The sequence below is a fragment of the uncultured Actinobacillus sp. genome (assembly GCF_945915845.1).
In the GTDB taxonomy this organism is placed as follows: Bacteria; Pseudomonadota; Gammaproteobacteria; order Enterobacterales; family Pasteurellaceae; genus Exercitatus.
In genome coordinates, this window is sequence record NZ_CAMEFX010000008.1 from 16,464 (window position 1) to 40,997 (window position 24,534).

Genomic DNA, 24,534 nt, shown 5'->3' on the forward strand with positions numbered 1-24,534 from the left:
TAAATTCATTTTATAAACTGCCTGAAAACGTGAGAATACACCGTTATTTTGAATGAGTTAAAACGTGATAAGAAACAATAAGAAAACAAAAACACACGCAAACTACCTAAATATTTAGGCAGCTTGCGTGTGTATCAAAGAGAAGAATGATATTCATAAGTTTCCTACGCCAGTATTAACTGTATCAGGTTCACGGGTATTTCTCAGCCGCATCAAGCAGCACCCCGACTTAAATGTCTTCTGTGAGTATAAATGGATAAAACCCAAATATCAATCTAGCTTAAGCTAAATAAAATATATCGGCATAGATGTGGATTGAGTTAAATCGACGTTTTTTTATTTGTTTCTAAAATTACGCTATAATCGTCCGCACTTTTTATTGATAACCCGAGAAATATTATGGCTCAGATCGCACCCAATCCTCTTGTTCTTGTTGACGGTTCTTCTTATTTATACCGCGCTTTTCATGCTTTTCCGCCTTTAACGAATTCACAAGGCGAACCCACAGGGGCAATGTATGGCGTGTTGAATATGCTCAAAAGTTTGATTGCGCAAGTGCAACCAAGCCATATTGCCGTGGTTTTTGATGCCAAAGGGAAGACTTTCCGTGATGAAATGTTTGAGCAATATAAATCCCACCGTCCACCTATGCCCGATGATTTACGCGCGCAAATTCAGCCGTTGCATAATATTATCCGCGCATTGGGTATTCCGTTACTTTCAGTGGAAGGGGTAGAAGCGGATGATGTGATTGGCACATTAGCGGTTCAAGCATCAAAACAAGGGAAGAAAGTGTTGATCTCCACGGGCGACAAAGATATGGCACAGTTGGTGGATGAGAATATTATGCTGATCAACACCATGAATAATACCTTGCTAGATCGTGATGGTGTCGTGGAAAAATATGGTATTCCTCCTGAGTTGATCATTGATTATCTCGCGTTAATGGGCGATAGCGCGGATAACATCCCCGGTGTGGCCGGTGTGGGCGAGAAAACCGCCTTAGGTTTGCTGCAAGGGATTGGTTCTATGGCAGAGATTTATGCGAATTTAGATAAAGTCGCTGATTTACCTATTCGTGGGGCGAAGAAATTAGGTGAAAAATTAGCTGCAGCGAAAGCAGACGCCGACTTGTCTTATGTGTTGGCAACCATTAAAACCGATGTGGATCTTGAGGTGCAACCAGAAGATCTCACCATTGGCAGCGCGAATAATGATGAACTGGCGGCACAGTTTGGACGTTATGAATTTAAACGTTGGCTGAATGAAGTATTGACAGGGGAAAGCTCAGTGACCAAGCCAACGGAACAAGCCATTAAGGTTAATCATTATCAGGCAACGCCGTCTCAACCTACGGAAAGTGCGGTGAAAAATCAGGTTAAAATTGACCGCACTTTGTATGAAAGCCTCACCACTGTAGCCCAATTAGAAAGCTGGATTAAGGCGATTGAACAAGCCAAATTAGTGGCCGTGGATACGGAAACTAACGCCCTTGATTCGATGCAGGCCGAATTGGTGGGTATTTCTTTCGCGTTAGAAAACGGCAAGGCTTGCTATATTCCGTTGGCACATCAACACCAAGTAGCCGCCTTATCAACTGTAGAACAGGGCGATCTTTTTGCCGAGCCTGAAACAGGTGAGCTGCGTTGGGAATTGTGTCCAAATCAATTGAATAAAACCGAAACCTTGACGCGTTTAAAACCCTTATTGGAAAATCCGGACATTCAGAAAATCGGGCAAAATATTAAATATGATTTAACCGTTTTTGCCAATAACGGCATTGTGTTGCAAGGCGTTGCTTTTGATACCATGCTGGAAAGCTACGTATTAAACAGCACAGGTCGCCATAATATGGATGATTTGTCCGAGCGTTATCTTGGGCATAAAACCATTGAATTTGAAGAACTGGCTGGCAAAGGCAAAAATCAGCTGACCTTTGATCAAATTGAGCTAGCGAAAGCAGCGGAATATGCGGCGGAAGATGCAGATGTGACCATGAAGTTACACCAAACTCTTTGGGTGGAATTAGAAAAAACGCCCGAATTAGTGAAATTATTCCGCGACATGGAATTACCGTTAGTGAATGTACTTTCTCGCGTGGAACGCAATGGCGTGTTAATTGATGCTAAAGCATTATTGGCTCAGTCAGAAGAAATTAGTCAAAGATTAACTGCCCTTGAAATGCAAGCCTATGAATTAGCAGGGGAAAAATTCAATTTAGCGTCACCCAAACAACTGCAAGAGATTTTGTTCAACAAATTAAATTTGCCTGTATTACAAAAAACACCGAAAGGTGATCCATCAACCAAAGAAGAAGTGTTGGAGGAATTGGCGTTAGAGCATGAATTGCCTAAATTGCTGGTGGAACATCGTGGATTGGCAAAATTAAAATCCACTTACACAGACAAACTGCCGCAAATGATTAATCCGAAAACAGGACGCGTGCACACGTCTTATCATCAAGCCGTCACCGCGACAGGACGTTTGTCTTCTAGCGATCCGAATTTACAGAATATCCCTATCCGCAATGAAGCAGGTCGTCGTATTCGTCAAGCTTTTGTGGCACGCGAAGGCTATCAAATTCTTGCGGCAGACTATTCGCAAATTGAATTGCGGATTATGGCGCATTTGTCAGGAGACAAAGGATTAACCACAGCCTTTGCCGAAGGCAAAGATATTCACCGCGCTACTGCGGCAGAAATTTTTGGCTTGCCTTTAGATGAAGTCACTAGCGAACAACGCCGCAGTGCTAAAGCGATTAATTTTGGTTTAATTTATGGTATGTCAGCCTTTGGTTTATCTCGTCAATTGGGGATTTCTCGTGCTGATGCGACCAAATATATGAATTTATATTTTGAGCGTTATCCCAATGTACAAACCTTTATGACGGATATTCAAGCCAAAGCCAAAGCACAAGGTTATGTGGAAACGCTGTTTGGTCGCCGTTTGTATTTGCCTGAAATTAACTCAAGCAACGCAATGCGCCGTAAGGGAGCTGAACGTGTGGCAATTAACGCCCCAATGCAAGGCACCGCAGCAGATATTATTAAATTAGCCATGCTTGCCATTGACCAAGAAATTGGCGATAACGATGAGATTAAAATGATTATGCAGGTTCACGATGAATTAGTGTTTGAAGTGCGGTCAGAAAAAATCGAGTTTTATCGTCAATTGATCAAAGAAAAAATGGAAAACGCCGCTCAATTAGCCGTGCCATTGATTGTGGATGTCGGCGTGGGACAAAATTGGGATGAGGCGCATTAATTTAGGATAAGCTTCACTCATATTATAAGGACAGGCTTTATGCCTGTCCTTGTTCTAAAAGCCTAATGGCTTGTTAAACCTAGCTCCATTGGGATTGAATGGAAGAGTCACTCTACGGTAGATGATTACATTAATGAATAGATCCCTAGCTGTTCAAGAAATGCCTGAACTTTCGCTCGTTCATTCAACCATAATTCAGGTTTTGTTGAAATAGAGGTTAGTCCCTGATGGCAGGATTTCTTAACTTCATTAATATTATATAAATAATATTCTAAAATATTTTTGTTTTGCGCATATTGCTCAATAAATGCATATCGAGCCTTGGATTTAGTTGAGTTATCAGCGGCAAGTTCGCTTATATAATAGGCATAACCGTCTTGAATATCGTAGGTTTGTCCTCGCTCTTTGTCCTTACGCTTTGCTTCTTCAAAATCGTTACGCATATCCGATAATGCGAGGCTTAAGTTGTCGCAATAACTCCTTAGCTCTTTGAGTGTCTTTTTAAATTCGGGGCTATTTAGTTCTTGTCGGTAACTTTCTAATTGTTGCTGTTTACTTTGGCGGCCAGCCTCCATTAACTCGTTGTAAGAATTAGGATTACCCGTAATTGCGCCAAGCTGATCTTTTAATTGTTGTTCGCTCTGCTGTAAAACATCAAGCATCATACGTTCTTGTGGAGTTGCATTGGACATATCAACTTCAACTTGTTGTCCAAACATACTCACTGTTTCAGCATTAGCTATTGTTGTAACAAAAAGTAATGTAGAGAAAAGTTTTTTCATCTTTAACTTCCTAGCTCTCAATTTATTTGGGGTAAAATGATGTGTTTGTTGTACGACGCTGAAATGACGGCTTTATAACCCTTGATCTTCCGTATCGACATATTCAAACAAAATTTTATCTTGTAACCCATTCATACATTGATAATCCCAGAGTTGTTTGAACTGTGCTTTTGGTAATAATACGCCATTATAAGTAAAAATCAGCGACTTAGCTTCATCAGCCATGCGAAGTACCATCTTTGTTGCTTGTTTAGCTTCTTCTGCGCTCATTTTTAAAGAGTGCATAAATGACGCAACCATATTCATTTTAAATTCTGTACTATGAAGCTGTTTACTAAATGCTTCGGGCGTTTTTGTCATTTTAGCAAGTTGATAAATGCCATCTAAATCTTTGTATGCCTGATTACAATATTCAGAATAGTGACTATCTACTTCTTCTTTCGGAATGTCAGGATGATTACTTAACCATTCATAAAATGAGGTTTGGGCATTTACCGTTGTTGAAATGAAAAATAATGTAGCTAGAAGTTTTTTCATAGACTGCCTTCTTATTTGTGTCTTGAAGTGAAAGGATTTAATTGTTGAATTGTAATTCGGGGGGGGGGGGGGGGATGTCAAGCGGAACGAGATATTTTTCTTTATAAATAAATAGATTAAGGGAATTTTAGCCTTGTTATAGTTACACAAAATGAACATTGAATATGTCGAACTGCACATTTTGTGTAACTGAATATTCGCATGTAAAAAACTAAAAATCCAAATCCAACCCAATTTCAATCAGCATTTTTTGTTCCGCGCGTAAGTCATTGAGAACCAATGGATTGTGGGCAAGATATTGATTGTCAAAGTGTAGTTGCCATAAAGTGCGGTCAGTTTTGAGTGTGATTTGTTCGCACACTTCTGTTGCTTGGCGAGATTTATTTAACAGCACCGCAAGGCGTAATACTCGAATTAAGGTTTGTACATCTTGCGGTGTGTAACGTGCAAATTGCCCAACTTCGTCCATATTGAATGGGTTAATATGATGGCGCACTAGGGTAGCTAATAGGCGTTGTTGTTCTTTGTCAAAGCCCGGTAATTCCATATTGGATAAAATATAGGCAGAGTGGCGTTGTACGTTTTTATGGTTAATGACAATCCCGACTTCATGCAACAAAGCCGCCCAAAGTAGGATCTCTTCCATTTCTTCTTCAAATTCATCGGCTTGCCAGTCATGAATTTGTTGTGCCAAACGTACCGCACTTTTACACACCCGTTCCGCTTGCGCGCGATCAATATTAAATTGCTCAGCCAAGCCTTCAGCGGTTCGCTGGCGAATATTCATTACTTGAAAGTTTTTATCTAAATCATACATCACGCCTTCGCGTAATGCGCCATCAGAATAACGCATTTGAGCAATATTAAATGTATCAAAAACAGCACTTAAAATGGCCAGTCCCGGTACAAAAACATCGGCGCGTTCATCATTTAAACCGGGTATTTTGAGGGCATCAAAATGGCTGAATTTTAACGTACGTTCAATCAGAAAATCTAAGCGACCTGCCGTAATAATGCCATCGGGGTCAAGGGTGGCGGCAATGACTTGATGAACGGTTTTAATTGTGCCTGAAGATCCGAGAACATATTCCCAGCCTAAATCTTTATATACTGATGCAAGGTCAGTTATACGGCTCAATGCGGTTTGATAGGCCTCTTCAAAATGTTGTGGTGAAATTTCACCATGAGGGAAAAATTGTTTAGCGAAACTCACACAGCCCATATTACGGCTATTAGCGATAATTGGCTCAAAATTATCGCCAATAATCATTTCCGTTGAACCTCCCCCAATATCAATCACAAATTTTCGACCGCTTTCAGGTTGGGTATGTGAAACGCCGGCGTAGATCATTTTCGCTTCGGTTTCCCCTGCAATGATATTAATCGGGTAAGGAAAAACCGCCTGTGCTTGACGTAAAAATTCGTCATTATTCACCGCACTTCGTAGCGTATAAGTGCCGACTACGCTGACATTTTCCGCTTTAAAGCCCTGCAAACGCTCGCCAAATAGGGCGAGACAGTTAACGCCGCGTGTAATAGCGTCTTGATCCAGTACATTGTTTTCATCCAAGCCCTTTGCCAGTTGTACCTTTTGCTTCAAACGAGACAAAATTTGAATGGAGCCGTTAACAATGCGTGCCACGATCATATGGAAGCTGTTAGAGCCTAAATCAATTGCCGCAATTTCGCGCACCGTGGGTTCATTTTGAATCGAAAGTGCGGTGGCTTTTTGAATTAAATTTTCGTTATTCATAATCATCAAAATCCTAAAATTCAAATTGATAAATGACATCAAATGTTTGGTTGGTGCTTGATACGGATTGCAAGAATAGCTGTGGTAACAAGCGATAGCGTAGGGTAATTTCGGCTAAACCATCAAATAATCCTACGCCGTATTTAATTTGTAAATCTTTGGTGAGATTGCCGCTGACAACCACTTTTGAGCTGTCCCCAACGCCTGCGGTGCCAAGGTTTAAATTGGATATTCCAAAGACTTCACCAATTTTGCCCACGGCTTTACCGCTTTTGGCTAATCCCATGCCCAGTAAGGCAGCCCCCACTGAACCGCCAGATCCTGCTTCACCGCTGTTTTCAAGGGAACGCCCTGTTAACAGATAAGATAAGGCTTGATCCTGCGGCAAGCTAGGCTCTGAAAAAACGGTAACATCAGGGCTTTCCGCTAAGCCAATCACTTTCACCCCAGCCAGCACCTTGCTATCTTCCATGGCTTCAGGATTACGAATGGCTTCAATGTTCAGCATTGGCTGTGACGGAATACCGGAAAACGTCACTTGCCCTTTACGAATTAAGAGATCCTGTCCAAAAGAGGCGTAGCGTCCCTGTTTTAAGTCAATGCCGCCATATAAGCCGAGTTTGCCTTTTTCCTGTTTGACCATTAAACGCCCTTGTAAATGGCTGTTAAGTCCATAGGCATTGACGCTCACATCGTCCCCGATAGTAATCGTTAAATCCGATTTAATCGCCAAACCGTCTTTGCTTTCTGCGGGCAAAGGCAACATCGTCCGTTTGGTTTTTTTATCTAAAATCACTTCATCACTGCTCACAGAAACCGCACTTTCAGGCAAACTTTCGATAGCAATGCGTCCCCAAGGAATATCTACTGCTCCGGTTAAGTCCAGTGATGAGGGGGTGGCTTTTATTTCTACATTCGGACTAATTTTAAGTTTTGCGATGTTAGGAATGTTCAAATAAAACTCTCTTGCTTTGGCATGTATACGGCTTCGCCAATCCTGAATATCATGCCAGCTCATATCGCCATCCAAATCTAATCGACTCTCTTCGGTGATAATATGCCCGGTTAGCGTTGAGTGTGAACCATTAAAACCTAAACCTAATTCACCGGAACGAATATCGAAAGGCAAGATTTTCATCGTGGCGTTGATATTACGGATGTGAAACGCGCCCTGTAACAGTGGTGCATTAAGATCGCCACTAAAATTCAAGTCAGTATGAATATCGCCCGAGAGACTTTCACCATTACCTAGCCACGGCTTGAATAAATTGAGATTTAGCCCAAATGTCTTAAATGAACCACTCAGTTTGCGACGCTGTGCTAAATCGGCAATATTGACTTCTGTATTAATATTGCCTCGATTTTGTAATTGTATCATTCCCTTAGCATTAAGATTGTTATCCGCAATTTGTATATCAAAAGATAACTTGGAAACATCAAGAGTGAGGGGGCGATAATCCAATTTTTGTGCCACTTGAAGATGATCACCATTGATTTTCATCTCTAATTTTAATGGCTTATCCGCTGTCCAAGCTAATTTACCTTGGCTACTTAAATATCCTTTACCCCATTCATTTTCCGTTAATTTATTGGCTAGATTGAGATCGAATCTTTTTAAATTAAAGGCAATTTCGCCGTTTTTACCAACATAAAAGGCTTGAGGAAAGCAAAGTTCAATATCCGGGTTATTCCAACAATGGGCAGAAATCGTTGCAGTTTCAGTTTTGTTGTCATAAGACAGATTAAATCGATTGCTTTTTAGCTCTCCTAGCGGAGAATTTGCCGCTATTGGGTTTATCACACCGTTCCACTGTTGCGAAGTGCGGTCAAAATTTCCTGCAAAATCAATATTCGCCGCCACAGGTTTACCTTGCGAACGTAATTGTATTGTATGATTTTTTTCATTGCCACTCACGTTTAATGACGCGGTGTCGAATTGAATATTTTCGCCGTAGCGTAAATCTTGCAACGCCACATTGAGATGACCTTGAGTTTGTGTTTCTGAGGTAATTTTGCCCGAGGCGTTTATTTTACCCAGACGAAAATCTAGGAAATGAATGTGATTTCCCACGAAATCTAAATCTAAATTCGGTTTGCTAATTTCCCCTGAAATCAGTAATTTGCCTTTCAATGCTGCAGATAAGTTTGGCAATAAACCTTGTAAATTCGGGGCATTAATATTTAGTTCAAAATTTGATTTCTCATTGAGTATGCCATTGGCAGAAATTTTATTTTCGCCATAAACAAGTAACAAATTAGATACGTTCAATATTTCCTTTTGGCTTGTATTCACTTTCCCTTTTAAAGTAAAGGGGTGATTACTAATGGTACCGTGTAAATCCAGCATAGGTTGTTCTACTTGCCAAAATTTTGAATTTGCTGAACCATTAGAAATAAATTTGCCGGAAAGCACCGCTGGAAAGCCTTTGGTATAAAAATATTCGCCGACATGAGCCTGATAAAGCTCACCTGCAGTTTGCCATTCTGCCCCATCAATCCAGTTGACTTTCCCTGTTATATCAACACTGCCTTTTAATGCCTCAATATGGAGCTTTTCAACATCGACTTCGTAGATCTTTCCTTGTGCGACCAAATCCACTTTACTCCGTTGCGGAACCCACATTCCCTCAGCTTCGCCTTGTAGCATGATGCGATAATCCAATAGATTACCGCTAATATCCGCATTAAGATTGCTGACTTTGAGCGGATCATCTTTGATAAACGTATATTGGGCGCGCTGACTGGTTAATTTCAATTGCCACGGTAATTTTTCTTCGTTTAAGAATACTTCTCCTGTTAATTCAGCATTCACTTCACCGCGCATTTTAATTGAAAGTGCGGTGTTTTTTTTCAGCGATCCGGAAATGGCAACGTTTCCTTGTGTTTTCGCCCAGAGCAATTCACTATTATCGTCGGATTTAATTGGTTCAATTGTGGTATTAAACTGTAACGCAACAGGCATATCGCCATTCAGTTGAATATTGCCTTTGCCCTCAACCTTTCCAAGTGAGCTATTTAGGTGGAAAGTCTCCAAGGAAAAAAGATGATCCCTTAGGGTTGCCTGTATCTGCGCACTGGATAAGGTTGTTTTTTGCTGTAGTTTATCTCCTACAAAGAAGCGATAAGCGACATCTTGGATCTGCAAATCCGCTAGATGCAGATCAAAAGGGGTAGGAATTTCAGCAATATTTCCTAAAATTGCGGGGGTAAGTGCTTGCTCAATGGCGGCCCAATCAATCGGTTTGGCATGCTTTTCTGCTTCAAGTTTCTGTTGTTCGAGATCCTGTTGCCATTGTTCAAATTGAGCTTGTGTCCAATGTTTTTCAATATGAATTCCCTTAACTAACGTAGGCGCAAGCGTTAAACCATGAACGTAACTAAAATTCACCGCACTTTGAACGTGGTTAAGGCTGATCTGTTGTTGTTCAGACTTTATTTGAGCTTGTTGAAGAGTCAGATTTTTCAGACAAATTTCAGCTTGTAATAAACAATTAAAATCAATTTGCGCTTGAATTTTCGTCAAATTGATTTCCATCCCATCGTGGATAAATTTGACATTTTGTAGGCTTAATCCGTTTTGTAGGCTGCCCTGAATTTGCCCAAAGCTCAAGTTTTCAGATGAGTAATCCGCCAGTTCCAACGCCCATTTTGTACCTTTTTCAGTACCTAAAATAGCAGCAAGGCTAACTAGGATGAATGTAAGGAATAGTGTGATTATTGTCAAAGTGCGGCGAAAAAATCGGCGTTTTTTTTGTGGGGGCGCAGGATGGGTATCCGATGAAATAGCAGCATCTTCTATCGCATTTTTTTCAACCGCACTTTTTTCTCTCGCGCTTTTTTCTGTTTCCAAGGGTTGGCTTTTATTGTTTACGTTCACGTTATTACCCTAAAGTTCTGTTCCTAAGCCAATGTAAAATTGGATATTTTTACTCTTGTCTTTATCGCGAATAGGCGTGGCAAGATCGAATTTAATCGCACCTACAGGTGACGCCCAGCGTACGCCCATGCCAGCACCGTAACGCAATTCATTGGTTTTAAATTGATTTGCTGCCATTCCCGTATCAAAAAAGGTTGCAAGCCACCAGTCGTCTATCATTTGATATTGATATTCTACTGTTGCTGAAGCTAAACGCGATGCACCTAATAATTTTCCATTTTTATCTTTTGGGGCGATTTTTTTATAGCCGTAACCGCGTACACTGCGATCACCGCCGGCAAAGAAGCGTAACGCCGGTGGTATTCGGTTGAATTCACTGGTATGCAAATAGCCGAATTCACCGCGAGTCAGAAGACGGTGATTGTTGGCAAGGCGTTTGACCCAACCGCCGCTGGCGCGGAAACGATAGAAATCGACATCTGAAGTGAAAAATTTACGTCCAATATCGACAGTAAAACTGAGTGTGTCTGCACGATCAGGGAATGAGCCACCACGCATACGTGAACGCGTGACGGTCGCTGTTGGATAAAGCAGCCAAGTGTTTTCGTTAAAATCTGCTTGCGTAAATTTGTCGTAGCGCAAACGTACGCCGGCAGAATATTGCCAACCTGTTGGGTTATTCCAATAACGTAATGCTGCCGCGGTAGAGGCGGTAGATTGAGTATCTGTACTGCTATCATTTTCTTTTTCAAAACCGAGCGCGTATTCATAGTAATAATTCAGCGGGTTTTTAAGCAGTGGCATTTTATAGGTTGCTTCAAAGGTTTGTTTGGGCGCGGATAAATACAAATCTGAACGAACGCTGTGTCCTCGGCTGTTTATCCAAGGGCGTATCCAACCGATTCTTCCATGTACACCAGAATCTGTGGAATAACCTGCCCCCAGTTCCATGCTGTTTTTCTTTTTGGGATACATCAATACATCTAAATCGACTAATTTGCTTGTGTTGTTTAATACGGGTTTAACCATCACTGATTGAAACCAGCCGGAAGACGAATAATCGCTGGTCATCTCAGAAATATTTTGAATTAAATAGGGATCACCGGATTTAATTTTTAGAATATTACGCAGATAATCATCGCGAATTTGCGCGTGTTGGAAGTGGATGTTGCCGTAACGATAACGTTCGCCGCTGTTAAAAACCAAATGCCACCAACCTTGATAGGTTGAGGGCATGACTTGCAATTGATGAACCAAAAATTGTGCATCAAAATAACCGCGCTGTTGAGCTAATTTTTCTAAGGCATCTTTGTATTCATCATAGGTTTCGTGCTCAAGAATCATCCCTTGTTCAGGAACCAATTTACTGAGTTTTTGGAACTCAGGATCTTTGGCTGCTTCGCCCGTAATTTCAATATCGGTACTTTCAATTTTTACGGGTTTACCAAGGTTAACTGTCGCTACTAAGGTGGGTTTCGGGCGTGTCGGCTGAAGCTCAAAGGTTACTTGGCTATCGTAATAACCAAATACGCGCAGAGCTTTGTCGATATTTTCTTTTACTAGACGTTGATTACGTTCGGACCCATCAAATTCATCGGGATCTATCGTGCTTAAGTAGAGATTGACATTATTATTGAGTTTGCTTTGTGTAATGCCTTTGACGCGGATATTCACTTGAGGTTCAGGTGTTATATCTTGCGGTGAGGCTTTACCCAAAGTCGTGATTTTATTGACCGCACTTTCAACAGTTTCATCCACCGTATCTATGCTGTTATAGAGAGTCTGAGCAGTATTTTTCAATGTTTCAACGGCTTTTTGGGGCAAAGATGGGGGTTCTTCGGCAGTCGAATTTTTCGCAACATGGTTTTCTGCAGTATTTGTTTCATTCGTTGTATTTGCCGTAGCAAAAGGCGAATAACTCCCCAAGATTGTCAGAGCTGTTGAAAATGTTAAAAAGCGCGTTAATGATTTCATTAATCTTACTCAATAATAACCCTAAATTTCGGGCATTTTATCACAGAAAACCGCCCCTAGATTGAGAGAATTTTTAAGATCCTTTTTGTTCCAAATACAACACCGTGGCGGCAACACGAGAATGAACGTTAAGTTTGCGTAATAAATTGCGGATATGGACTTTGACGGTTTCTTCGGAAATAAATAATTTACCTGCAATTTGTTTATTCGACAGTCCTGTCGCAATTAATTGCAACACACCCATTTCACGCTCAGTTAAAGAATCGAGTGGATTTTGAGAAGAATGGCGTTCAAGCAATAGGTTTCTTATACTTTCGCTTAATACTACTTCGCCATTCGCAATGAGTTTTAATTGAGAAAGTAAGACTTCAGGCTCGGTATCTTTTAATAAGTAGCCATCTGCACCCGCATCAATCAGGGCAAAAATATCATTTTTCGCATCAGAGACAGTTAAAATCACAATACGTGCATCAACACCTTCAGCTCGTAATGCTTTTAACGTATCTAAACCTGATAAGCCTTTCATATTGAGATCAAGAATAATGAGGTCAGGCTCTTCTTTTAATGCTAAGCTAATACCATCATTGCCATTTCCCACATCTCCAATCACTTCAAAGTGGGTATCTAATTCAACTAATTGTTTGATCCCTCTGCGCATGAGTGGGTGATCATCAATAAGTAATACTTTAATTTTATCGGTCATAATTAATTTCCTATTATTACAAAATGGGTTTATCTGTTGTTTGTGTAAATCGTTGAAATGGCAGGATTTTAGTTTGCTCATTATCACGAATTAAACGATAAAATTGTGGGTAATTAAAATCCCGTTGAACTATGCCGTAAGGATTGTTTCCATCCGCATTTGCATTGGCATAAATCTGATTGATTTCTCGAATTTTTTGTTCTTGTGAACCATCACAATGGCGATAAATTTCAATACGATTTTGCTCATCTAAAATGTAAACATTAAATAAATCCTCTGAAATGTCCTCAAAGAAAAATTGTAAGAAACCTTCGGTAGCAAAGGCATCAAGCTCTGCCGGATATTGCGATTTATTGGCTTTGCGAATTTGTTTTCCATAGGAACGTTTAAAGTGCGGTTCATTTTCAACCAATTTTTGATGAAGTTGATTATCCAGATCGCGATAATGGGAAATACTACTGACATGTGGTATTTCCTGTAAGCTGATACCTCGTTCTTCAAAAAAGAATTTCCAGTTTTTTCCGGCTACACGCAACAAATTGTGAATTTTTGACGGTGATTCGGTGCCAACTTGAATGCTGATACATTTGTTGATGAGAGCGGATACCGCGCTGGCTAAGGTATGACGATATTTTTCACTGTAACTAAATACGTGAATCGCTTCGGGACTGGTTGAGCCACGGTGGATTTTGTTAGACAGCACTTTTAACGCAAGCAAAATTGCATTGGCTCCTTCAAAATGCAAGGTGCGAATTTCGTTCCATACATTGCGATAAATTAAGTCAATACTGCCGACAAGGCTTTGTTCATTGATACCATAACTAAATAAGTCACTTTGATGAATTTCCAGCTTCGTTGTGTCCAGTTCAGCAGTCGGGTCTGCAACTAAATTGACGGCAACCATTAGCTGACGAATTTCACATGGATGATGTAATTCCTCGTTTGTTGGTGGCGGTACTCGTACCGGAAATGTATTGGCGAGATCGGCAATAAATTCGCGTAATTCGGTAAGTCCTACCTGTTCGCTGTAAATATAAATTTGTGTATTCGCAACAAGTAATCCATTGAAATAAGCCCAAGCGACCAATTTATGTAAGTTGGGATTGTATTCAATATGGCGCATTTGAGAAAAGGCCGTAATATTAGGCGGCTGATTCACTAAATACCAACCGGCCTTATGGCATTTTGTTGGGGCCGGAATATGAATGAACGTTATATGATCTTCGGCTAAATTGCTGGAAAATTGCGGATTAATCAGCATAACTTTACCGGGCAACTCCTCAAACACAGTATAAATTTTACGCGTTAGAATACTAATGTCTTGCGGCATAATTAGCGCATTAACATTGTGCTTGCGAGCAAAATGAATCAGATTGCGATAGCTCAACATGAGCATTTTTACCACAATGTTATAAGATTGTTTAACTTGACGAATTTTCCAAAATGGGCGCATATTTAAATCGTTAATTTTTACTGGTTCCCAACCCCATTGGTGTGTCAAATCTTCGAGCAAATCAAAACGCCAATTTTTACCTTTGTAATACCATAAATCTTCTGTGGCTTTAATATAAAAACAGCGTCGGACAAAATCTAAACGTTGAAAATCTTTATGTTGAGTTAAGTAAGAGGTTACGCGCTCAAGCATTTCCAAATAAGGGTCAAACAATTGATCTTTTGTATGGTCCTTTAATAGATGACGTTTAAAATCAGAGGCAATTAAATTTGTATGCGGATATTCCCATGAATAGGCCTCTAACAATAAAATCTTGATAATCGCTTTGTAGGGAGCATCAATGCCTTTGTAAAGCTGCCATAGGCTTGCGCCAAAATATTCATTGGCTGAAAATTTTCCCAGACCGCCAAAATCAACCCATTCTTGCGGATTAATGGTTTTGTTTTGGATGAGTTTTTCGACTTCTTGTTCATAAAGGGTTTCATCTTCGATAAGTAAGTGCAGCCATAATAAAGGTTTTCCGGCAAGACGAATGGCTGAACGATAGAATTCATCAAGCAGCAACATATATTGCGCCGATCCGCTATTTTCTGCGGTCATAGATTCGGAATAACGAAAATCGCGAAAGCGCATTTCATCCATTAAAAATAGGTTCAGATCAATTTCAAATTGTTTCGCCCAATGCTGAAGTGCGGTAGCTTTTTGTTCTAATTTAGTTAATTCAGTTGCACTTAAATCTTCGCGATGACAAACCCAAATATCTAAATCTGAAGAGGTAGTTTGTGCCACAGAAGCGATACTTCCCATGATATAAATACCGTTAATGGCTAAAAAGGCGTGATTAATATTGGGGAGTATTGCCGAAATATTCTCATTAGGATAGTCATTTTGTAGGTAGTCTTGTTGATAATCCGTTAATTTAAAATCAAAAATACCGAAAGGCGCATTTTCGATAAAACCCGGTAACATAGGATGATTACAATGTAACAACAAGGGAATCAGTTGAAAAACGTGCTGAAACTCTTCTGTCGCGCCAGATAAGGCTCGGATGGTGCGGTAACGTTCTAAGTCAGCGACTTGTTTTCGCGCAAATTCAATATCGTATGTCAAAGGGCTACCTATTGTTGAAAGATAAACAGACTTTAATCTATCATGTTGAAATATGGAAAGCAATTGACCCAAATCAAGGGAAGTGCGGTTTATTTTTGGCAGTTTTTATTAAATTTGTGATAGGATACTTAGGTTTATCAATAGCTATATCAATTATTTATGCAAAATATTCTAAAAATCGCCACGCGCCAGAGCCCATTAGCGTTATGGCAAGCTAATTTTGTTAAAGCACGTTTACAAGTGCTTTATCCTGAATTACATATTGAATTGGTGACCATGGTGACGAAAGGCGATGTTATTTTGGACACGCCACTGGCTAAAATTGGAGGAAAAGGGCTATTTGTCAAGGAGTTGGAGGCCGCCCTGTTAAATGGTGAGGCAGATATTGCCGTACACTCCATGAAAGATGTCCCGATGCAATTCCCGGAAGGATTGGGACTCAGCGTGATTTGCAAACGTGAAGACCCACGCGATGCGTTTGTGTCTAACCAATTCTCATCGTTAGATGAATTACCTTGTGGAGCAAGGGTGGGAACCTCGAGTTTACGTCGTCAATGTCAATTGAAAGCCTTGCGTCCTGATTTAATGATTCAATCCTTACGTGGCAATGTGGGAACGCGTTTAAGTAAGCTGGATAATGGTGATTATGATGCAATTATTTTAGCGTCAGCCGGTTTAATCCGTTTAGGTTTGCCTGAGCGAATTACTTCGTTTATTGATACGAATACGTCATTGCCGGCGGTAGGTCAAGGGGCTGTTGGGATTGAATGTCGCTTGAATGATGAGCGAGTACAGCGGATTTTGGCCCCCCTTGCGGATAAGGAAACCACGGCTTGTGTCTTGGCTGAACGTGCGATGAATAACCGTTTACAAGGTGGTTGCCAAGTACCGATTGGTGGTTTTGCTGAGTTAAAAGGGGATAAGTTACATTTACGTGCTTTAGTGGGGGCGTTAGATGGTTCGCAGATTATTCGTGCTGAAGGAGAAAGTGCGGTAGAAAATGCGGAAGTTTTAGGTGTGCAAATTGCCGAGCAGTTATTAGTGCAGGGTGCCGATAAGATCTTAGCAGAAGTTTATAACGGATAGCTTATGGCCGTGTTAGTCACTCGCCCTGATGAAAAGGGTAACGAATTGGTGGAGAGATTGAATAAGGCAGGTATTGCGGCGATTCATCTACCTTTATTTAATATTATCGCTGGTCGAGAATTAAATGAGCTACCCAATAAAGTCAGTCAGTTAAAAGCGGGCGATATTATATTTGCAGTGTCCAAAAATGCCGTGAAATTTTCAGCGGAAACCTTGAAAAGTATCGGTTTTTATTGGCGAGATGATGTACAATACTTTGCTGTAGGACAAAGTAGCGCGGAATATTTTGCGAGCAGAGCAGAGCAAGCGGTAATTTATCCTTTTGGTCAGGAAAATAGCGAAGGGTTGCTAAACTTACCTGAATTACAACAATTAGAGGGTAAGACCGTGTTGATTTTACGTGGCAATGGCGGTCGTGAATTATTTCCTGAACAAGCCGTTCTACGCGGTGCGAACGTGGATATTATCGAATGTTATCAACGTGTTCCCATCGAATATGCTCGTGTTGAGCAAACTGATTTATGTAAACGCGCCGGTGTTTCGACAATAGTGGTCACGAGTGCTGAAATATTAACGGCACTCATTGACTTTGTACCAAGAGAAGAACATGATTGGTTAAAAAGTTGCCGGCTTGTAACAGTCAGCCGCCGAATTGCGAATTTGGCGATAAAGTGCGGTTGGAAATTAGAGCAGATTTTAATTTCACCGCGTGCGGATAATGCAAGTTTAGCACAGACATTAGTTCAAACTAAACCTTAAAAAAGGACAAGATAATGAGCAAGAAAAAGGATATTCAAACTGACGCAGTAGAGGCTGTCGTGAGTGATGAACAAATTGAAAAAACAGCGGATACCCCAGCTGAAACAGCGAAAGCCGAAGCGGTTAAAACAGAAACTGTTGTAGTGAAAAAAGGCGGATCGGGATTTGCATTTTTATCCTTATTGGTTGCTTTAGGTATTGGTGGTGCAGGTTATTATTTTGGTCAGCAAGAGGTGGGCAAAATTAACCAAAAAATTGCAGAACTTGAAAGTAAAATGGGGACGGTATTGGCACAACCGAAAGAAACAGTACCACATCTCAAAGAAGATAGCGCACAGATTTCAACGCTTACTTCACAGTTAGAGGAAACGGACAAAAAACTGTCATCCCTTGAGCTTAGTCTGTTAGATAAAGAAAAAGTGCTGAATGGGCTACAAACTGAAATGGCTAAAATAGGACAAGGAGCCGCAGCGCAACCGAATGATTGGTTGTTATCGGAAGCAGATTTCTTATTAACCAATGCGTTACGTAAATTGGTGTTGGACAATGACGTTGAAACCGCCATTTCATTGTTAAAAATTTCAGATGAAGTTTTAACGAAAGTGTCCGAACCTGCAGCGAAAACTGTTCGTGCAGCAATTAATAACGATTTGAAACAGTTGTTATCCTTAAATCGCGTTGACCAAAATGCTTTAATGCAAAATTTATCGCAATTAGCGAATAGTGTTGATGAGCTTGTGGCGTTAAATGTGAATTTTGGCGATCAAACGACAAAAGAAAGCGAGAAAATTTCTGATGATGTCGCTGATTGGAAAACGAATTTAGAGAAAACAGCTACCTCATTTATGAACCATTTTATTCGCATTACACCGCGTACAGACAATGCGTCTCAAGCCTTACTTGCACCAAATCAAGATATTTATTTGCGTGAAAATATTCGTTTGCGCTTGCAAATTGCCATTATGGCTGTGCCACGCCAACAAAATGAATTATATAAACAATCTCTTGAGACGGTAGCGGCTTGGGTTCGTAGTTATTTTGATACCAACACAGAGGTTGCTACGGCATTTTTAAAATCTGTAGATGAATTAGCGGAGCAATCTATTTACATTGATGTACCCACTCAACTTTCTAGCTTAACAGCATTAGATAAAATCTTGAACAAACCTGTGCTTGAAGTTCAAAAGGTTGAAATTTCAGCAGATAAAGGGTTAACCGAAGCGAATGCTGTAGCGGAAAAAGAAATAAAAGCAGAAGAAAATTCCGTGGTAACGCCTACAGCTGAAACGCCCAATACTGATGCAGTAAACTCAGTAGATACAAGTAAAGAACAACAATAAGGACGGCAACATGTTTAGAGCTTTATTTTTAATGCTTGTACTGCTTGGGGGATTGATTGCAGGTCCTTATCTTGCAGGTAAGCAAGGGTATGTTTTAATTCAAACTCAAGCGAATAACTATGAACTGTCGATTGTCAGTTTGGTAGTGTTGTTTGTTGTTTGTATGGCAATTGTTTACGGTATTGAATGGCTAGTGACGCGTTTCTTGCGGTTAAGCAATAATACTTACAGTTGGTTTAGTCGTCGTAAACGTTTGAAAGCGCAAAAACAGACCCTTGAGGGTTTGATGCGCATGAATGAGGGCGATTATTCCAAAGCTGAAAAACTCATTGGTAAGAACGCAAAACATTCCGATGAGCCTATTTTGAATTTTATTAAAGCAGCTGAAGCGGCACAACAACGTGGTGATGAATTTGCTGCCAATAAATATTTAATGGAAGCAACAGAATTAGCCGGTTCAGATAATTTGTTAGTAGAATTAGCGCGTACACGTATTTTATTGCAACAAAATAAATTACCTGCGGCACGTAGTTCAGTAGATAGTTTATTAGAGTTAGCACCGAAAAATGCAGAAGTATTGAAGCTTGCCGTTGACATTTATAAAAAGTCAAAAGCCTTTGTTGCGTTAGATGCCATTATCGAACAAGTGGAAGGATTGTATCCTGATACGGAATACACCGCCTTAGTGCGTGAAATGGAAGACGGTTTGCTGGATGAAAAAATGAATGAAGAGGGGGCCGATGGTTTATTGACTTGGTGGCACGAACAATCTCGCAAACGCCGTAATGACAATTATGTCCGCGTTGGCTTAATTCAGCGTTTAATTGATTGTAATGATCATGAAAATGCTTATGAGTTAACTTTAGAAACTTTCAAAAAAGTGGAAGGTAATAAAGAGTTAAGTGGTGCATTGTATGGGCAAATTACACGTTTACAACCTATGGATAGCACTAAATTAATTAAGTTACTAGAGAAACGTGCAAACTCTTCGTTAGAAGAGGCTGAATGCTGTATTAACCGTGCTTTGGGTTACCTGCATGTTCGTCATGGTGATTTTGTGAAAGCCAGCAATGCGTTTAGAAAAGTATTGGAAAATAAATCTGATATGAAACAATATGATGCCACTATGGCGGCCTATGTGTTTGAACAAATTGGTGATCTGGTCACTGCAAAACAGATTCGTGATGAAATGCTAAAATCAGCTATGGCGATTAAAGAGGCGGATGAAACGGTTGAACAAGCCACCGCACTTTAGGCATTGAAAAAACATAGAGTAATTTAGGGGGAGATGAATATTTCCCCTTTTTTTATAGATAATATAAATTATTTAATTCCCCTGATTAAAATGGTGCCTGGTTTAGAAAATATATAATAAGAGCGGCAATTTAATGATGATAATTCACTTAAAACTGTAATTTGCAAAATATTTAATAAAAATACTTGCATTTTATTGATGTTTTCAGGCATATTGCTATTGAACCAAATCAATTTGGATTAGGTCTAGATTATAACAATAGCAAACATTAACAAAAGGAACACATTATGTCTCAAGTTTCATCATTAGAAGAATTTTTAGCCCTAGTTGCACAACGTGATGGCAACCAACCTGAATTCTTACAAGCTGTTCGTGAAGTTTTCACTTCCATTTGGCCGTTCTTAGAAAAAAATCCTCAATACCGTTCACAAGCTTTATTAGAGCGTTTAGTGGAACCGGAACGTGCGATTCAATTTCGTGTGGCTTGGACAGATGATAAAGGTCAAACACAGGTAAACCGTGCATTCCGCGTACAATTTAACAGTGCAATCGGTCCTTACAAAGGGGGGATGCGTTTCCATCCTTCTGTAAACCTCTCAATCTTAAAATTCTTAGGCTTTGAGCAAATCTTTAAAAATTCATTGACTACATTGCCAATGGGCGGCGGTAAAGGTGGTTCAGACTTTGATCCTAAAGGCAAATCTGACGGTGAAGTGATGCGTTTCTGCCAAGCATTAATTGCCGAGTTATATCGTCATGTTGGTCCGGATACAGACGTTCCGGCTGGTGATATTGGTGTTGGTGGCCGTGAAGTTGGTTATTTAGCCGGTTACATGAAAAAACTTTCTAACCAAGCGGCTTGTGTATTTACAGGTCGTGGATTGTCCTTTGGCGGTAGCTTAATTCGTCCTGAAGCAACGGGTTACGGTTTAGTCTATTTTGCACAGGCTATGTTAGCTGAAAAAGGTCAATCTTTCGCAGGTAAAACCGTTTCTGTGTCCGGTTCAGGTAACGTTGCACAATATGCCATTGAAAAAGCGTTACAATTAGGTGCAAAAGTGGTGACTTGTTCAGACAGTTCAGGTTATGTGTATGACGAAGCCGGTTTCACGCCGGAAAAATTAGCCGCATTATTAGAAATCAAAAATGTTAAACGCGGTCGTGTAAAAGATTATGCAGAGCAATTTGGTTTACAATATGTAGAAGGTCAAAAACCTTGGGGCGTAAAAGTAGATATTGCCTTACCTTGTGCAACACAAAATGAATTAGATTTAGAGGCGGCGAAAACCTTGATTGCTAATGGTGTACAATTAGTGGCTGAGGGAGCGAATATGCCAACGACGATTGAAGCGACAGATGCTTTCTTAGCGGCTAATGTGTTATTTGGACCGGGTAAAGCGGCTAATGCCGGTGGTGTAGCGACTTCTGGTTTAGAAATGGCACAAGGTTCACAACGTGAATACTGGACAGCAGAAGTGGTGGATCAAAAACTTCATGACATTATGTTGAACATTCATGCGAACTGTAAAAAATACGGTCAAGTAGAAGGTCAAGAAAATATCAACTACGTGGTAGGGGCAAACATTGCAGGCTTCGTTAAAGTGGCTGATGCAATGTTAGCGCAAGGTGTTTACTAATCGCTAAAACTCGATAAAATTAAACCGCACTTTGTTTATCTCGTACAAAGTGCGGTTTTATATTCAACAACTTATTATGAGTAAATCTCAGGGCTTTACCTTTAAACAATTTCATATCAATCATGATCGCTGTGCAATGAAAGTGGGTACAGATGGCATTTTATTAGGTGCTTGGGCGGAGCTAACTCAAGCTCGACATATATTGGATCTTGGTACCGGTACAGGATTGATTGCCTTAATGTTGGCACAACGTACCCATCATAATACTCAAATTTTGGGCGTAGAAATAGATGTTGAGGCGGTGGCGCAAGCTCGTGAAAATGTCGCCTGCTCTCCCTGGGCGACACGTGTACAGATTGTGCAACAAGATATTGTCAATTTTGCCCAAAAGTGCGGTGAAAATTCATGGCGTTTTGATGTGATTGTGGCAAACCCACCTTATTTTGAACCCAGCATAAATTGCCGAACGGAACAACGCAATACCGCTCGTTATATCATATCGCAAAGCCATTTAGATTGGTTGAATATTGCCAAACAATGTCTCACTGAAAATGGACAAATTCATTTTGTATTACCTTTTGTTGCCGGCGAAGTGCTTATTAAATCCACCGCACTTTATTGCGTCAAACGTTGTGATATTGTGACGAAGATCGGAAAACAACCACAACGTATCTTATTGACCTTTCAAGCAAAACCACAAAAGTGCGCACATTCAATTTTGACCATTTATGACGAGAAAAATCAATATACCGCCGAATTTAAAGCGTTGACGAAGGATTTTTATCTTAATTTTTAGGGTCTGTTTATCTTTCAATAAAAAGCTGCGTTGTCGCCTAAAAAAGCCATCGGCTAGGCGTAAAACGCAGCTTTTTATTGAAAGATAAACAGACCCTAGTCCATTCAGTAAAGATTATGTATAATTCAGTCCATTATCTGAGAAAACAAAGGAAGCAAAATGAAAGCAAAGTTAACCTATCGTTATCTATTTTCAAGTATTTTAGGTATTATGCTTTCTAATTATGGTGTTGCTGCTCCTAACTTAAACCAAATTGACGCTCAGCAACAACAACGCCAACAACAGCAAAATGCACAACGTGCGGCTCAATTACAATCCAAGCCTGATGTACGTTTAGAGGTAGCACAAGACAGCAAAGAAAAGTTACCTAGCGATGAAAAAACTTGCTTTGATATTTATAAAATTTCTCTTCTCGATTATTCTGCAGACAACCAATATTCCCCCTCTCAATTTCAACTTGAACTGACTAAAACTGCACGATCGTTAGATCTACGACTCCCTCGTTGTATTGGGGCAAAAGGCATTAATGCGCTTGTTTCGCAAGTACAAAATCGAATTGTAGAAAAAGGCTATGTCACCACACGTGTTATTGTACCTGAGCAAAATCTTAGCCAAGGCGAACTGGTCTTAATGGTGATCCCAGGCAAAATTAAAAATATTATTGTCTCTGACGTGGGCAATACGCCACGTTTCACACGTTTACACAGTTGGACAGGATTGACTTTTGATTCTGGCGAATTATTAAATTTGCGTGATATTGAACAAAGCTTAGAAAATCTTAAACGCTCTCCCACTGCAGACGCTAATATTGAAATCCAACCGAGCCAAGCCAAAGATGCAGAGCTAGGTGATAGTGATTTATTGGTCACCTATGCGCAGAATTTTCCTTTTCGTTTAACTCTAGGGTTAGATAACAGTGGCTCCAAATCTACTGGAAAATTACAAGGCTCTGCAACCCTTTCTTGGGATAACCTTTTTTCTGCAAACGATTTATTTTACGCCGGCTTTACGCATAGCATTAAACGCCACACTGATGACAAAGGGCAACGTGCTAGTAAAAACTGGAATCTTTATTACAGCATTCCTTTTGGCTATTGGGATTTACGTTTTAGCCACAGCCAAAATCATTATCACCAAGAGTTGGCAGGTGCGTTCACCAATTATATTTACTCAGGTGAAAGTACCACAGATAAATTAACCTTATCTTACATGCTCTATCGTGATAGTTCGCGCAAAACCTCAATTTATGGCTCGCTGTGGTCACGCCAATCGGAAAACTATATTGATGAAGCGGAAATTGAAGTACAACGCCGCCGAATGGCAGGCTGGGAAGCGGGTATCAATCACAGAGAATATATCAATCGAGCGATTATAAACTTAGGGTTTAATTATAAACACGGCACAGGCGCACGTGGAGCAATACCTGCACCAGAAGAACTCTGGCACGAGGGGACATCGCGCCCTGTGATTATGACCGCAACATTAAGTTATTTACAACCATTCTCTGTCGGTAAACAAGCATTTCGTTTTTCTACGGAATGGTCGGCGCAATGGAACAAAACGCCATTGATTATGCAAGACCGTTTTAGCCTTGGCGGACGTTATACAGTACGTGGTTTTGACGGTGAGTTAACTTTAACAGGCGAACGAGGTTGGTTAACACGTAATGAGTTAAGCTGGAATATTTTTGGCTCAAATCAATGGATTTATGCAGGCATTGACGCCGGTCGTGTCTCAGGCCGCACTATCCACGAACAATTAGGCAATACTCTTGTGGGTAGTGTATTAGGTATACGTGGTGGATTAAAAGGTTTGTACTACGATGTTTCATTATCCAAACCAATCAGCAAACCCGATGGATTTAGAACGTCTAACCTTTATACGGCATTTAATGTGGGATATTCGTTTTAAATAAATCTTATTTTCCTAATAAACCCAAAGTTGTAAAAAAATCGGCACCTTAATCAGAGGGGGCTTTAGCCTAATTGGCTCATGCCCCTAACATTGCTCATAATACCCATTACCCAAACGTTTATAATGCTCCTCCCCACTCAGTTTCATTTCCAATCCATTTATCTATTTTCCCATTTTTAAATTTCCTTTGACACCATAAATATGCATCATCAAAAAACCATTGTTTTAATTCTTTATAAGATACTCTATCCATTATTCTTTTACTCCTATTGATTGGATTTGTATATCCAGTAA

16 protein-coding genes and 1 riboswitch are annotated in these 24,534 nt (G+C 40.2%); of the genes, 8 read left to right on the forward strand and 8 right to left on the reverse strand.

What is annotated here, in order from left to right:
• Positions 1-144 precede the first annotated feature (144 nt).
• A riboswitch (TPP riboswitch) is annotated at positions 145-237 on the reverse strand.
• Positions 238-399: 162 nt separating this feature from the next.
• Positions 400-3,264 carry a DNA polymerase I gene (gene polA / locus Q0O89_RS03680; protein WP_293730362.1) on the forward strand — a complete coding sequence of 955 codons (2,865 nt, stop codon included), beginning with the start codon at positions 400-402 and terminating at the stop codon, positions 3,262-3,264.
• A gap of 125 nt (positions 3,265-3,389) precedes the next feature.
• Here polA and Q0O89_RS03685 read toward each other — a convergent pair whose 3' ends face one another.
• The 7 genes from Q0O89_RS03685 to Q0O89_RS03715 form a co-directional block, all read right to left on the reverse strand.
• The gene (locus Q0O89_RS03685; RefSeq protein ID WP_293730363.1) at positions 3,390-4,046 is read right to left on the reverse strand and encodes a hypothetical protein; all 657 of its coding nucleotides are present in this window, start codon (positions 4,044-4,046) and stop codon (positions 3,390-3,392) included.
• Between the two features lie 72 nt (positions 4,047-4,118).
• Positions 4,119-4,583 carry a hypothetical protein gene (locus Q0O89_RS03690; RefSeq protein WP_293730364.1) on the reverse strand — a complete coding sequence of 155 codons (465 nt, stop codon included), beginning with the start codon at positions 4,581-4,583 and terminating at the stop codon, positions 4,119-4,121.
• 211 nt (positions 4,584-4,794) lie between these two features.
• Positions 4,795-6,336 carry an exopolyphosphatase gene (gene ppx / locus Q0O89_RS03695; protein WP_293730365.1) on the reverse strand — a complete coding sequence of 514 codons (1,542 nt, stop codon included), beginning with the start codon at positions 6,334-6,336 and terminating at the stop codon, positions 4,795-4,797.
• Between the two features lie 13 nt (positions 6,337-6,349).
• Positions 6,350-10,213, reverse strand: a complete 3,864-nt coding sequence (locus tag Q0O89_RS03700; protein ID WP_293730366.1) for a translocation/assembly module TamB domain-containing protein — start codon at positions 10,211-10,213, stop codon at positions 6,350-6,352.
• 9 nt (positions 10,214-10,222) lie between these two features.
• Complete coding sequence (locus tag Q0O89_RS03705; RefSeq protein WP_293730367.1) at positions 10,223-12,187, reverse strand: BamA/TamA family outer membrane protein; 1,965 nt, start codon at positions 12,185-12,187, stop codon at positions 10,223-10,225.
• Positions 12,188-12,260: 73 nt separating this feature from the next.
• A complete protein-coding gene (locus tag Q0O89_RS03710) occupies positions 12,261-12,890 on the reverse strand; it encodes a response regulator (RefSeq protein ID WP_293730368.1) in 630 nt (209 codons plus the stop codon).
• A 16-nt stretch (positions 12,891-12,906) separates the two neighbouring features.
• Positions 12,907-15,453 carry a class I adenylate cyclase gene (locus Q0O89_RS03715; protein ID WP_293730369.1) on the reverse strand — a complete coding sequence of 849 codons (2,547 nt, stop codon included), beginning with the start codon at positions 15,451-15,453 and terminating at the stop codon, positions 12,907-12,909.
• A 159-nt stretch (positions 15,454-15,612) separates the two neighbouring features.
• Between Q0O89_RS03715 and hemC the strand changes: the two genes are divergently transcribed.
• The 7 genes from hemC to Q0O89_RS03750 all read left to right on the forward strand — a co-directional run bounded on the left by hemC (position 15,613) and on the right by Q0O89_RS03750 (position 24,237).
• Positions 15,613-16,539 (forward strand): hydroxymethylbilane synthase, encoded by a 927-nt coding sequence (gene hemC / locus Q0O89_RS03720; protein WP_293730370.1) that lies wholly within the window; start codon positions 15,613-15,615, stop codon positions 16,537-16,539.
• Positions 16,540-16,542: 3 nt separating this feature from the next.
• Positions 16,543-17,298, forward strand: a complete 756-nt coding sequence (locus tag Q0O89_RS03725; protein WP_293730371.1) for a uroporphyrinogen-III synthase — start codon at positions 16,543-16,545, stop codon at positions 17,296-17,298.
• Positions 17,299-17,312: 14 nt separating this feature from the next.
• A complete protein-coding gene (locus Q0O89_RS03730) occupies positions 17,313-18,638 on the forward strand; it encodes a uroporphyrinogen-III C-methyltransferase (RefSeq protein WP_293730372.1) in 1,326 nt (441 codons plus the stop codon).
• A 10-nt stretch (positions 18,639-18,648) separates the two neighbouring features.
• On the forward strand, positions 18,649-19,893 hold the full coding sequence (locus Q0O89_RS03735; protein WP_293730373.1) for a heme biosynthesis protein HemY: 1,245 nt from the start codon (positions 18,649-18,651) through the stop codon (positions 19,891-19,893).
• A 287-nt stretch (positions 19,894-20,180) separates the two neighbouring features.
• Positions 20,181-21,530, forward strand: a complete 1,350-nt coding sequence (gdhA, locus tag Q0O89_RS03740; RefSeq protein WP_293730374.1) for an NADP-specific glutamate dehydrogenase — start codon at positions 20,181-20,183, stop codon at positions 21,528-21,530.
• A gap of 76 nt (positions 21,531-21,606) precedes the next feature.
• Positions 21,607-22,326 carry a tRNA1(Val) (adenine(37)-N6)-methyltransferase gene (locus tag Q0O89_RS03745; protein WP_293730375.1) on the forward strand — a complete coding sequence of 240 codons (720 nt, stop codon included), beginning with the start codon at positions 21,607-21,609 and terminating at the stop codon, positions 22,324-22,326.
• Between the two features lie 159 nt (positions 22,327-22,485).
• Positions 22,486-24,237 carry a ShlB/FhaC/HecB family hemolysin secretion/activation protein gene (locus tag Q0O89_RS03750; protein ID WP_293730376.1) on the forward strand — a complete coding sequence of 584 codons (1,752 nt, stop codon included), beginning with the start codon at positions 22,486-22,488 and terminating at the stop codon, positions 24,235-24,237.
• A gap of 121 nt (positions 24,238-24,358) precedes the next feature.
• Here Q0O89_RS03750 and Q0O89_RS03755 read toward each other — a convergent pair whose 3' ends face one another.
• The gene (locus tag Q0O89_RS03755) at positions 24,359-24,493 is read right to left on the reverse strand and encodes a hypothetical protein (protein ID WP_293730377.1); all 135 of its coding nucleotides are present in this window, start codon (positions 24,491-24,493) and stop codon (positions 24,359-24,361) included.
• Positions 24,494-24,534 lie beyond the last annotated feature (41 nt).

Bases quoted from the DNA above. Each gene is read 5' to 3' on its own strand.
- Q0O89_RS03690 (WP_293730364.1), bottom strand. From the start codon at position 4,583: ATGAAAAAACTTCTAGCTACATTATTTTTCATTTCAACAACGGTAAAT.
- polA (WP_293730362.1), top strand. From the start codon at position 400: ATGGCTCAGATCGCACCCAATCCTCTTGTTCTTGTTGACGGTTCTTCT.
- Q0O89_RS03710 (WP_293730368.1), bottom strand. From the start codon at position 12,890: ATGACCGATAAAATTAAAGTATTACTTATTGATGATCACCCACTCATG.
- ppx (WP_293730365.1), bottom strand. From the start codon at position 6,336: ATGAATAACGAAAATTTAATTCAAAAAGCCACCGCACTTTCGATTCAA.
- gdhA (WP_293730374.1), top strand. From the start codon at position 20,181: ATGTCTCAAGTTTCATCATTAGAAGAATTTTTAGCCCTAGTTGCACAA.
- Q0O89_RS03685 (WP_293730363.1), bottom strand. From the start codon at position 4,046: ATGAAAAAACTTTTCTCTACATTACTTTTTGTTACAACAATAGCTAAT.
- Q0O89_RS03705 (WP_293730367.1), bottom strand. From the start codon at position 12,187: ATGAAATCATTAACGCGCTTTTTAACATTTTCAACAGCTCTGACAATC.
- hemC (WP_293730370.1), top strand. From the start codon at position 15,613: ATGCAAAATATTCTAAAAATCGCCACGCGCCAGAGCCCATTAGCGTTA.
- Q0O89_RS03750 (WP_293730376.1), top strand. From the start codon at position 22,486: ATGAAAGCAAAGTTAACCTATCGTTATCTATTTTCAAGTATTTTAGGT.
- Q0O89_RS03735 (WP_293730373.1), top strand. From the start codon at position 18,649: ATGTTTAGAGCTTTATTTTTAATGCTTGTACTGCTTGGGGGATTGATT.
- Q0O89_RS03745 (WP_293730375.1), top strand. From the start codon at position 21,607: ATGAGTAAATCTCAGGGCTTTACCTTTAAACAATTTCATATCAATCAT.
- Q0O89_RS03730 (WP_293730372.1), top strand. From the start codon at position 17,313: ATGAGCAAGAAAAAGGATATTCAAACTGACGCAGTAGAGGCTGTCGTG.
- Q0O89_RS03725 (WP_293730371.1), top strand. From the start codon at position 16,543: ATGGCCGTGTTAGTCACTCGCCCTGATGAAAAGGGTAACGAATTGGTG.
- Q0O89_RS03755 (WP_293730377.1), bottom strand. From the start codon at position 24,493: ATGGATAGAGTATCTTATAAAGAATTAAAACAATGGTTTTTTGATGAT.